Raw genomic sequence first — 11,697 nt, forward strand, 5'->3', positions numbered from 1 at the left:
CAGCTATTTACAACCACTGCAGATAACATTAGCCCTTAAAACAGTTTGCTGCCCCAGCCCAATTTAGCGCGCAAAACATCAAAATAATTGTGGCCTTTAGGGTGGATCATTCTTAAATGATTATTGCTACGGCGAATAAAAATTTCATCCCCTGGCAACACCGCTAAATCAACGTGACCATCACAGCTGACTTCTAAGTTCTCGCCGTTATCCGGTGATACCACTAATTTTATAGTGCTACATGCATCCACCACAATAGGGCGAGATGATAGCGTATGAGGGAACATAGGCACTAAAATTAATGCTTGCAGGTTAGGGGTTAAAATTGAGCCCCCTGCAGACAAGGCGTAAGCTGTTGAGCCCGTTGGGGTTGATACAATCATGCCATCAGCGCGTTGGCTATACATGAATTGCTCATCAATATAGACCTCAAACTGGATCATGTGCGCCACTTTACCCGGATGCAATACCGCTTCGTTAACCGCAGAGTTACTGGCTTTTAAAACCCCATGGCGATGCACTTCAGCCTCTAGCAAAAAGCGGTTCTCTGTATCGTATTCGCCTTCAAGTACCTTAGAAAGTGATTCTTCAAAGTTATCGGGTGGTAAATCCGTTAAAAAACCAAGGTTGCCACGGTTAACCCCAATAACCCCAATGTCAAAGCGAGACAATACCCGCGCGGCGCCGAGCATATTACCATCACCACCGACGACAATAGCAAGATCGCAGCGCTCACCTAATTCAGTTAAATCAACAGATTCCACTTCAACTTTTAACTCAGAAGCCACTCGCTCTTCGGCTAATATGTCGAAGCCCTGCATGGAAAGCCAATGATGCAAACGCTTTAAAGTGCGATTGGTACCTTGATGATGTGGCTTGCCAATGAGGCCGATTGTTTGAAACTTTTTAGTCATATTAGTATTTGATTTGCACAAAGGCTTGAAACGAAGAAAATGATCCCCATAATATGCCCATAGTAATCAGAAACAAAGCATTTTTAGCTGGAGTGAAAATGAGCAACGAGTCAAACAAAGTAGATCAAGAGATCATTGATGCAGAAGTCGTCAATGAAACGGAAACTGAAGTCGCAGCAGAAGAGGCCACCGAAGTTGATGCGTTAACTCAAGCTAACCTTAAAATTGAAGCATTAGAGCAACAACTTGCTGAAACTCAAGCTGCCTTAGCTGAGCGTAAAGATGTTGAAATTCGTGCTGCTGCTGAAACAGCAAACATCCGCGCTCGTGCAGCAAAAGATGTTGAAAAAGCCCGTGCCTTCGCATTAGAAAAGTTCGTGAATGAACTTTTACCTGTATTAGATAATATGGAACGTGCACTTGCTGGTGTTGATGCTGAAGATGAAGCAACTAAAGCTATTGCTGAAGGTGTTGAATTAACCATGAAAGGGTTAATGGCTGCGGTTGAGAAAAATGGCGTAGTGCTTGTTAATCCATTAGGTGAAGCATTTAATCCAAACCATCACCAAGCTATCGGTATGCAGCCAAGTGCTGAATACCCTAAAGATACCGTGATGCTGGTTATGCAAAAAGGTTACATCTTAAAAGACCGTGTACTTCGCCCTGCGATGGTTATGGTGTCTCAAGGTGGCGCAAGTGTTGATACACAAGCGTAATGCATAACAATTGAGAAACTGACTGCTTGGCTTGCCAATCAATAACCAAAGGATTGGCAAGGCAATAGTTACTAATCAAGCATTAGTATCAAGCGTTAGTAATAAAGCGTTAATAAAAAGGACTGCCAATGCAGTCCTTTTTTGTGATTTTTTATTAGCACCAATTAAATTGGTTTAACTACCTGAGGCGGTTAACTTAAATAGTCTTGAATTTGGGCTAAAACACCCGCGCCATCCAGTTTCAGCTCTAGGATAATTTCATCCGGCCCACCATGTTTGATAAACTCATCAGGTAAGCCAATTTGCAGCACAGGTTTTAAGATTTTCAGTTGATGCAGCGCTTCAATTACGCCGCTACCTGCACCGCCCATAATGGCATTTTCTTCAACGGTGACAATCACGTCATGACTATGAGCAAGCTCAGCGAGCAGGGTTAAATCTAATGGCTTAACAAAGCGCATATCGGCAACAGTGGCATCGAGCGTCTCAGCGGCTTCAAGCGCTGCAGCAAGGGTTGTACCAAAGTTAACAATGGCCACACGTTGTGTTTGCTGTTGGCTTTGACGTTTAACCAAGCCTTTACCAATCGCAATTGGAGTCATTTCTTCAGTTGGTTCAATGCCTGTCGCGCTACCACGAGGGTAGCGAACCGCCGTCGGGCCATCTTTATAGCGATAGCCGGTATAGAGCATTTGGCGACATTCATCTTCATCAGATGGCGCCATAACCACCATATTGGGAACACAACGCAGGAAGCTTAAATCAAAAGCACCTTGGTGAGTCGGGCCATCAGCGCCAACAATACCACCGCGATCGATAGCAAATAACACTGGTAAGCGCTGCAGAGCGACATCGTGAATTAACTGATCGTAACCACGCTGCAAGAAAGTTGAATAGATAGCGACAACAGCAGAGTAGCCTTCACACGCAAAACCTGCACCTAAGGTGACAGCGTGTTGCTCAGCAATCGCGGCATCAAAATACTGCTTTGGAAAACGCTGTGAAAACTCAACCATGCCCGAGCCTTCACGCATGGCTGGCGTAATGGCGAGTAACTTGTCATCTTTTTCGGCAACATCACATAACCACTTACCGAAAATTTGCGAAAATGTCGGTGAACTTGGTTTTGCTTTCGGCTTTCTAAATTGAGTGTGGTCGAATTTAGGGACTGCATGCCAACCGATAGGATCTTTTTCTGCAGGCTCATAACCACGACCTTTTTTAGTCATGATATGCAGGATTTGCGGGCCCTTTAAATCGCGCATATTGCGCAGGGTTTCAACTAATGAATCAACATCATGACCGTCAATCGGGCCAATATAGTTAAAACCTAGCTCTTCAAATAAGGTGCCAGGTACGACCATACCTTTAAGGTGTTCTTCCGTACGCTTAGCCATTTCTTTAATGACTGGCATACCTTTAAGCACTTTTTTGCTGCTTTCACGAATAGTGGTGTAGAAACGGCCTGACATAAGCTGAGCTAAATGGTTATTCAGCGCGCCGACATTTTCTGAGATTGACATCTCATTGTCATTTAATACCACTAACATGTCATTGTGCAGATCGCCGGCGTGGTTCATGGCTTCAAACACCATGCCGCCCGTCATCGCGCCATCACCGATAACGGCCACGACTTTACGATTTTTCTGCTCTTTTTCTGCCGCCACAGCCATTGCTAATGCTGCACTAACAGAGGTGCCAGAATGCCCGACACTAAAGGTGTCGTATTCACTTTCTTCACGCCATGGAAAAGGGTGCAAGCCGTTCTTTTGACGAATGGTATGCATTCTGTCACGGCGACCGGTGAGAATTTTATGGGGGTAAGCTTGGTGGCCTACATCCCATACTACGCGGTCAAAAGGCGTGTTATAGACATAATGAAGGGCTACTGTTAATTCAACAGTACCAAGGCCTGAAGCAAAATGGCCACTTGAGTTACTGACTGATTTAAGCAAAAACTGTCTTAATTCATCAGATAACTGTGGCAGCATGCCTTGCGGCAGCTTTTTCAAATCGTCAGGGGTATTAGCTTGGGCTAATACCGGAAATTGAGAATTATCGAAACTCATATGGCGGTAAACTGTCTCTTTATATTCTTCGCGCAATGATATAGCGGGCGAAGTCTGCAATTAACTGGCTATTGTAGGTCAATTTGGCCAGCGCTGATAGTGCATCGTTAATTAGTTGCTCGGCGCATTCATTTGCCCCCTCAAGCCCTAATAATTTAGGAAATGTACTTTTATTGGATTCTTGATCACTGCCTTGGGGTTTACCCAATTCTTCAGTGCTGGCAATGATGTCTAAAATGTCATCTTGTACTTGGAAGGCTAAGCCAATATTGGCGGCAAAGTCCCTAATAATTTGTTGGTCTTGGCTTGAAGCTGATGCCGCGATTAAGGCAAGTTCAGCTGCGCAGCTAATTAAGGCACCGGTTTTTTTATTGTGTAACTGGGTTAGCTGCTCAAGGTTAATACGCTTGTTAGTGGCGCCTAGATCAATAGCTTGTCCGCCGCACATACCACTATAACCTGATGCTTTAGCTAAAGCGGTTACCATGGCTAGCTGCTGAGTGGCGCTAATTTGCTCATTAGGCTCGCAAATAAGTTCAAAGGCTAAGGTTTGCAAGGCATCGCCTGCAAGGATAGCGCTGGCTTCATCAAAAGCAATATGCACCGTTGGCTGACCGCGGCGCAGGGCATCATCGTCCATGGCGGGTAAATCATCATGGATTAATGAATAGGCATGAATACATTCGATAGCGGCTGCGGCGTTATCAAGCTGCTTTAAATCAGCACCGAGCATCTCACCAATGCTATAAACCATAAAAGGTCGAATGCGTTTGCCGCCCAATAAGGCGCCGTGGGTCATTGCGGCTTTTAATACAGGGGCAGTGTCATCAAGCTGGGCAAGCTTAGTTGCTAAAACTTGGTTCACGCGTTGTTGGTATTGTTCAATTGACTGGGCTAACACACTTATTCGCCTTCAACGGTAAATGGGCTGAGGTTGGTATCGTCTTCATTTAATAAGATGGAAACTTTTTGTTGAGCCTGCTCTAGCTTAGACTGGCTCTGGCGCACTAGCTTAATGCCGCGCTCAAATTGTTTAAGGGCATTGTCTAAAGTGACTTCACCTTGCTCAAGATCTGCAACAATGTTTTCAAGCTCCGACAAGGATTCTTCAAAACTTAGATTCTCAGGTTTTTTTGCCACAATTCTTATTCCTTCTATTATGCGGGGACAAGGTATATCAGGCCGCGCTAAGGGTCAAATTCAGTCGTTGTTTATTTGCTCAATAGCACGCTTTGTGACTGAATATTTATATAATTCATAAAATATTCCTAAACTTGGGCTAAGTTTGACCGATATAGATAATGAATACCAGTGTCAGGCGGTCGCTTTAAGCGAGGTTTGAAATCCATGGTAGTAATAATGGTAGTCGTAATAGCAGTTTTTGATGCTTTTTTGATAAACCAGCCAATTAATCGATGAAAGTGTCACTGTATGAGTTTTTTTTGTTCGTTTGAACATTTGTCCCAATAGCTCAGAGTGTTACATTGGTATTCATAGAAGTAAGGCAGCATTATTAAGACTGCGCTCAAGGAGAAATTGTGGATTTAGCAACCCTAATAGGTTTAATAGGCGCCTTCGCTTTTATTATTGGTTCTATGGTGAACAGTGGTGGGATTTCAATTTTTATTGATGCGCCATCGGTGATGATTGTGCTTATTGGTTCTCTGTTCGTTGTGATGATGAAATATAATCTTAAGCAATTTTTAGGTGCGGTGAAAATTGGCGCTAAAGCTTTCATGTTTAAAATTGATAAGCCTGAGGAGTTAATTGACCAATCAGTGAATATGGCTGATGCAGCCCGTAAAGGGGGCTTTTTAGCATTAGAAGAAGCGCAGATCGGTAACAGTTTTATGCAAAAAGCGGTCGACATGTTAGTGGATGGCCATGATGGTGATGTGGTGCGTGAAGCCCTTGAAAAAGATATCGCCTTGACTGAACAAAGACATAAAACCGGCATTGGCATTTTTAAATCCTTAGGTGATGTGGCCCCAGCCATGGGCATGATTGGTACTTTGATTGGTTTAGTGGCCATGCTATCGAATATGGATGACCCTAAATCAATTGGTCCGGCAATGGCGGTGGCATTATTAACCACGCTTTATGGCGCGATTATCGCCAATATGGTGGCACTCCCGATTGCTGATAAATTGCAATTACGTATGAGTGAAGAGTTACTTAACCGCAATTTGATTATGGATGCGGTCTTGGCGATCCAAGATGGTCAGAACCCACGTGTTATCGAAGGTTTCCTGAAAAATTATCTAGGTGAAAAACAACGTCAAATCGATACCACGGACGGAGAGTAGCTCATGGCTAAAAAAGCCAAGTGTGATTGTCCCCCCCCTGGAGCGCCGTTATGGCTAGCCACCTTTGCGGATCTTATGTCGTTATTGATGTGCTTTTTTGTGTTGCTGCTGGCGTTCTCTGAAATGGACGTGATGAAGTTTAAACAAATTGCCGGTTCGATGAAGTATGCCTTCGGGGTGCAAAATAAAGTTGAAGTTAAAGATATTCCTAAAGGCACCTCGGTGATTGCGTTAGAGTTTCGGCCGGGAAAACCGGATCCTACTCCGATAGAAATTATTAATCAGCAAACCAATGAGATGACAGAGCAAACCATCGAGTATCAAGCAGGCGATGATGCCAGTGCGGGTGGGGTGCAAAAACAGCAAGGGGATAATCGCGGCGGCAATGCTCAAGCGACGGCTCAGCAACAAGCACAGGCTCAGCAAGCCCAAGCGAAGTCTGAGCAAGAAAACATTAACGACCAAGTGAAAAAAATGGCCGAAAAACTCAATGAGGAAATTGTTGATGGCGCCATCGAAATTGAATCATTAGGGCAACAGATTATTATCCGGATCCGCGAGAAAGGCTCTTTTGCATCGGGTTCAGGCTTTTTACAGCCAAGATTTAAACCTGTGGTTCGCTCAATTGGTGACTTATTAAAAGATGTCCCCGGCATTATCACAGTATCAGGTCATACTGATGGCATGCACATTAGCAATGAGCTTTACAGTTCTAATTGGGACTTATCCAGTAAACGCGCAGTCTCAGTCGCCCATGAACTGGCCAAAGTGACAGGCTTTGATGACAGCAGAATGCGGGTGGTGGGTATGGCATCTAATGCGCCATTAGTGGCTAACGACTCGGATAAAAACCGTAGCCGTAATCGCCGAGTTGAAATTGCCATTGAACAAGGCAAGGCAACAGAGTCTGCTGAGATAGAAGTACTCGCGCCACAATAACAGCAGCCATAGAAACGGGCTCTTTATATAAGATGATATTAGCCGCTTAGACCTTAAGCGGCTTTTTATCGGCTTTAAATAGCGCTGTAGACCCAGTAATCGCAACGCCGTTTGTTGCAGCATTGCTTAGACTGTTAATTTTATCGGCTTTAAATAGCGCCGTAGACCCAGTAATCACAACGCCATTTTAGCTACGCCGTGTTGCAGCATTGCTTAGACTGTTAATTTTATCGGCTTTAAATAGCGCCGTAGACCCAGTAATCGCAACGCCGTTTTAGCTACGCCGTGTTGCAGCATTGCTTAGACTGTTAATTTTATTCGGATTTGATGACAGCCTTAGCAGCTAAGCTCAACGATTGTGTGTAATAAAATTTATTGTGTTTGGTATATAGACAGTTTTTGCTATAATCCCGCCTTTGTTGGCTGGTTAATTTCCAGCCATTATTATTTTTGACTTTTATGCATCGATAATGAACTGAATATCAGCTCAATCCGTAGTCGTAAAAGTGAACATCCAAACCAGTTGCCGCGGAAGTCCAATGAAGTTTATTGTAAAGCTATACCCAGAAATCATGATGAAAAGTAAAACTGTTCGTATGCGTTTTACTAAAATTCTTGAGACCAACATTCGAAATGTACTTAAAAAAGTTGATGACGAAGTAAAAGTACAACGTCAGTGGGATCGCATCATGATCCACGTCAACAGCGATGAACAAGCGCGCATTAACGCCATTGCTGAGCGTTTGGAATGTATTCCTGGTATTGCTCATGTTGTGCAAGTTGATGAATACCGTTTTGAGTCAATGGATGATATCTATCAGCAAGTATTGCCTGTTTATAAAGCGCAACTGGCAGGTAAAACCTTCTGTGTTCGTGTTAAGCGTACTGGTAAGCATGATTTTAATTCAATTGAAGTTGAGCGCTACGTTGGCGGTGGCTTAAACCAGCATACCGATGCGGTCGGTGTGAAATTGAAAAATCCAGATATGACGGTTAATTTAGAAATTGACCATGAAAAACTGTATATGGTTGTGCGCCGTATTCCAGGTTTGGGTGGTTTCCCTATGGCGACTCAAGAAGATGTATTATCGCTTATCTCGGGTGGATTTGATTCAGGCGTATCAAGCTATCAGTTCATCAAAAAAGGTGCCCGCACACACTATTGTTTCTTTAACTTAGGTGGCGCACAGCATGAGATAGGTGTTAAGCAAGTGGCTTATCATTTATGGCAAAAATATGGTGAGTCACATAAAGTGCGCTTTATGACGGTACCATTTGAGCCAGTGGTTGCTGAAATTTTAGAAAAAATTGATAACGGTCAAATGGGCGTTATCTTAAAGCGTATGATGATGCGCGCCGCCACTAAAATGGCTGAAAAGTACAACATCCAAGCTTTGGTTACCGGTGAGAGTTTAGGCCAAGTTTCAAGCCAAACCCTGACCAACTTGAACGTGATTGACCGCTGTACGGATTTATTGATTTTACGTCCATTGATCACCATGGATAAGCAAGACATTATCAATGAAAGCCGCCAAATTGGTACTGAAGATTTCGCTAAAGCGATTCCTGAGTATTGTGGTGTAATTTCGCAAAAGCCAACCGTTAAGGCTGTACTGGCAAAAATTGAAGCAGAAGAGCTTAAGTTCAGTGAAGACTTAATTGACCGTATCGTGGAAGATGCCGTGGTTATCGACATTAAACAAATTGCTGAAAAAGTTGAAACCACAGTAAGTGAAACCGAAACCGTTGATGCTATTGAAGCGGGCAGTGTTGTGATTGATATCAGAGCACAAGATGAAGAAGAGCAAAACCCACTAAGCATTGATGGCACTGAAATCTTAAAAATTCCTTTCTTTAAATTAGCAACGCAATTTGCTGATTTAGATAAAAGTAAAACTTACTTACTGTACTGTGATCGCGGCGTAATGAGTAAATTGCAGGCGTTATACTTGACTGAACAAGGTCACAGCAACGTTAAAGTATACCGTCCTTAATGGCGTAAAAGGAGTATCGCGAGTCGATGCTCCTACTTAAGCATTGCAGGCTGTGATGTGTATTTCATATTGAAACTGCGACAGTCATTTCAGCCCATAAAAAAACCGCATTACCATTAAAATGGTCAATGCGGTTTTTTTGTTACTGGTTTTACAGTAAATTAATCAGCAGTGCGCGTTTCAGCAGTAGTGATTGGCTGTTGAACTTCTTTGTCTGCAGCTAAAGTGCTGTTAACATCAACCTGAACATTACTTTGCATTTCTGACATGCTTTGCTCAAGCTCTGCGTTTATTGAAGCTTGAAGGTCGCTGATATCAATGCTTTCTTCATTTGCGCTAGCTGTAAAAGCAAAACAAGAAAGTAAAGCTACTGTAGCTAATGATTTTAAATTGAACATAAAGGTCGCCTCCGGGCTGACTTAACACTGGCGGACACTCCCTTTCACTGCGTAGAAGTTGTCCAACTCAGCATAAATTTGATGGTCATAATTTAACCGAACACAGTGTTCTTTACAAACGACAAAATATAACGCTATTCATTAGAAAAACTAATTAAAAAACGAGAGATGGATCACTATGTCGCGAAGATTGCCACCTTTGAACGCGGTAAAAGCATTTGAAGCAGCAGCAAGGCACTTGAGCTTTACCCGTGCCGCTGAAGAGTTGTTTGTTACTCAGGCTGCAGTTAGTCATCAAATAAAAGCATTAGAAGATTTTCTAGGCCTAAAACTGTTTCGCCGCAAAAATCGTTCGCTTTTATTGACCGAAGAAGGTCAAAGTTATTTCCTCGATATTAAAGATATTTTTATCCAATTAGGTGAATCAACCGACCGATTATTAGCCCGAAGCGCCATTGGTTCGTTAACGGTAAGCATGTCACCAAGTTTTGCAATTCAATGGCTTGTGCCGCGTTTGGCTAAGTTTAGTGAACAAAACCCCGATATTGATGTGCGCATTAAAGCTGTTGACAGCGAAACGGGCTCATTGACGGATGATGTGGATGTGGCCATCTATTATGGCCAAGGTAATTGGCCGGGCTTAAGAGCGGATAAATTGCGTAATGAAGTGCTCATCCCGGTGTGTTCACCACTGTTACTTAATGGTCCTAAACCATTAGAGAAACCCAGCGACTTAAAAAATCATACCTTACTGCATGACTCTAGCCGTCATGATTGGCAGGCATGGTTTAGACAATGTGGAATTAGTGAAATTAATGTTAATTCTGGCCCTATCTTTAGTCATTCATCGTTAGTACTGCAAGCTGCCGCTCATGGCCAAGGCATTGCGCTGGGTTACAGCGTACTCGCAAGGCCGGATATTAAAGCTGGCCGCTTGGTGTGTCCCTTCTCTGAAGTGTTAGTCAGTAAAGATGCTTATTACCTAGTGTGTCAGCAAAATCATTCTGAATTAGGTAAAGTCGCCGCCTTTAGAGAGTGGATGGTGGATATGTTTGCTGAAGAGTCACGCAGTGAATTATTGTCAGGCTAGGGTTAACTTAGCCAAGCTTAACTATATAGCGTAGTAATTAATACTTTTGTCACTAACAATTGAAGAAACCAATGATATGACCCCCGCAGGCCCAGCAGTAACAAACGATAGTGTAGCAATTGAATCAATCTTACAGGGTCAGCCCAGTAAAACATTAGTAGTATTGGCCCATGGCGCTGGGGCTAATATGCACCATGAGTTTATGGTCGATATCGCCAATGGCTTGGTTGCTAAAGGTTATCAAGTGTTGCGCTTTAACTTCTTATATATGCAAGCCAATATGCAAGATGGCAAAAGAAGGCCGCCAGATAGAGCGCCTAAGCTGTTAATGCATTTTACTGCGCTACTTAATTCCATTGAACAAACCATTGAAGACAATGATCTTGTAGTCGAAAACATTGTGTTAATGGGTAAATCAATGGGCGGCAGAATGGCGGCGACATTGTTAACCGATGATGAACTTATCATTAATGATGAGCAGGTTGAGATCTCTGCTGCAATTAACGCCTTAATTAAAGGCTGCATTTGCCTAGGTTACCCTTTTGTCCCGTTAAAAGGTGGAGAGCCGAGACTTGAGCCGTTAAATAATGGCTTGAAACCATTAATGGTGGTGCAAGGTGAGCGGGATAAATTTGGCGGCATCAACGAAATACCGCAGTGGGATATAAATAAACAAGTCAAAATCAGCTGGATAACCGATGGCGATCATAGTTTTAAACCGCGCAAGTCGTCAGGCACAACATTAGCGGCTAATCTGAAGCACTGCTTAAACCAATGCGATCAGTTTATTACTGATATTGTGGATTAATTTTTTATAAAGTGAGATAGCAATGAGACAAGGTTTATTATTGTTAGCGGCGATCAGTGGCTTTTTAGCGGTTGCTTTAGGGGCTTTTGGTGCCCATGGATTAAAAAGTATTGCCCCGCCTGAGTTGGTTGCGATTTTTAAACTCGGTGTCGATTATCACTTTTATCACACCTTTGCCATTATTGCCGTGGCGTTAAGTGGCCACTGGATAAGTTCAAAACTGCTGGATTGGGCAGGTTATTTATTCTTCGTGGGGATTTTATTGTTTTCAGGTTCCTTGTATTTATACGCCTTTACTGGTGCCAAATGGATTGGGCCAATTACCCCTATGGGCGGCGCTTGTATGCTGATTGGCTGGACATTGTTTGCCATTGCGATAGCAAAACACACTAAGCAGAAATAACTTAGCGCCACCTTTGGCAAGTATTTCAAAGCAGCAGCATGTTTATCGCATCTGCTGCTT

The 11,697-nt window shown here is 43.1% G+C and carries 12 protein-coding genes; 7 read left to right on the forward strand and 5 right to left on the reverse strand.

All coding sequences use genetic code 11. The features are described from left to right. Positions 1-35: 35 nt before the first annotated feature. Positions 36-914 (reverse strand): NAD(+) kinase, encoded by an 879-nt coding sequence (gene nadK, locus BM739_RS10270; RefSeq protein ID WP_076540305.1) that lies wholly within the window; start codon positions 912-914, stop codon positions 36-38. Between the two features lie 98 nt (positions 915-1,012). Between nadK and grpE the strand changes: the two genes are divergently transcribed. Then, positions 1,013-1,630 carry a nucleotide exchange factor GrpE gene (gene grpE, locus BM739_RS10275; RefSeq protein WP_076540307.1) on the forward strand — a complete coding sequence of 206 codons (618 nt, stop codon included), beginning with the start codon at positions 1,013-1,015 and terminating at the stop codon, positions 1,628-1,630. A 191-nt stretch (positions 1,631-1,821) separates the two neighbouring features. Here grpE and dxs read toward each other — a convergent pair whose 3' ends face one another. From dxs to xseB, 3 genes are read right to left on the reverse strand one after another with little or no spacing between them, the layout of a single operon-like run. Continuing rightward, positions 1,822-3,699 carry a 1-deoxy-D-xylulose-5-phosphate synthase gene (gene dxs / locus BM739_RS10280; protein WP_076540309.1) on the reverse strand — a complete coding sequence of 626 codons (1,878 nt, stop codon included), beginning with the start codon at positions 3,697-3,699 and terminating at the stop codon, positions 1,822-1,824. 19 nt (positions 3,700-3,718) lie between these two features. After that, positions 3,719-4,600 (reverse strand): (2E,6E)-farnesyl diphosphate synthase, encoded by an 882-nt coding sequence (ispA, locus tag BM739_RS10285; protein ID WP_076540311.1) that lies wholly within the window; start codon positions 4,598-4,600, stop codon positions 3,719-3,721. Between the two features lie 2 nt (positions 4,601-4,602). Beyond that, entirely contained in the window at positions 4,603-4,839 is a 237-nt protein-coding gene (gene xseB / locus BM739_RS10290; protein WP_076540313.1) for an exodeoxyribonuclease VII small subunit, read from the reverse strand. Positions 4,840-5,237: 398 nt separating this feature from the next. Here xseB and pomA point away from each other — a divergent pair, with 398 nt between their 5' ends. The 3 genes from pomA to thiI all read left to right on the forward strand — a co-directional run bounded on the left by pomA (position 5,238) and on the right by thiI (position 8,938). After that, positions 5,238-6,005 (forward strand): flagellar motor protein PomA, encoded by a 768-nt coding sequence (pomA, locus tag BM739_RS10295; RefSeq protein ID WP_076540315.1) that lies wholly within the window; start codon positions 5,238-5,240, stop codon positions 6,003-6,005. Positions 6,006-6,008: 3 nt separating this feature from the next. Continuing rightward, positions 6,009-6,944 carry a flagellar motor protein MotB gene (locus tag BM739_RS10300; RefSeq protein ID WP_076540317.1) on the forward strand — a complete coding sequence of 312 codons (936 nt, stop codon included), beginning with the start codon at positions 6,009-6,011 and terminating at the stop codon, positions 6,942-6,944. 539 nt (positions 6,945-7,483) lie between these two features. Beyond that, complete coding sequence (gene thiI, locus BM739_RS10305; protein WP_076540319.1) at positions 7,484-8,938, forward strand: tRNA uracil 4-sulfurtransferase ThiI; 1,455 nt, start codon at positions 7,484-7,486, stop codon at positions 8,936-8,938. A 161-nt stretch (positions 8,939-9,099) separates the two neighbouring features. On the opposite strand, the gene BM739_RS10310 is transcribed toward thiI, so the two are convergent. Further along, positions 9,100-9,336 (reverse strand): hypothetical protein, encoded by a 237-nt coding sequence (locus tag BM739_RS10310; protein ID WP_076540321.1) that lies wholly within the window; start codon positions 9,334-9,336, stop codon positions 9,100-9,102. Between the two features lie 178 nt (positions 9,337-9,514). Between BM739_RS10310 and BM739_RS10315 the strand changes: the two genes are divergently transcribed. The 3 genes from BM739_RS10315 (at position 9,515) to BM739_RS10325 (ending at position 11,637) form a co-directional block, all read left to right on the forward strand. Next, the gene (locus BM739_RS10315; protein WP_076540323.1) at positions 9,515-10,426 is read left to right on the forward strand and encodes a transcriptional regulator GcvA; all 912 of its coding nucleotides are present in this window, start codon (positions 9,515-9,517) and stop codon (positions 10,424-10,426) included. A 76-nt stretch (positions 10,427-10,502) separates the two neighbouring features. Beyond that, positions 10,503-11,234, forward strand: a complete 732-nt coding sequence (locus BM739_RS10320) for an alpha/beta family hydrolase (protein WP_076540325.1) — start codon at positions 10,503-10,505, stop codon at positions 11,232-11,234. Positions 11,235-11,256: 22 nt separating this feature from the next. Then, a complete protein-coding gene (locus BM739_RS10325; protein WP_076540326.1) occupies positions 11,257-11,637 on the forward strand; it encodes a DUF423 domain-containing protein in 381 nt (126 codons plus the stop codon). Positions 11,638-11,697 lie beyond the last annotated feature (60 nt).

Origin of the sequence: Shewanella sp. UCD-KL21 (genome assembly GCF_001957135.1) — a bacterium.
In the GTDB taxonomy this organism is placed as follows: domain Bacteria; phylum Pseudomonadota; class Gammaproteobacteria; order Enterobacterales; family Shewanellaceae; genus Shewanella.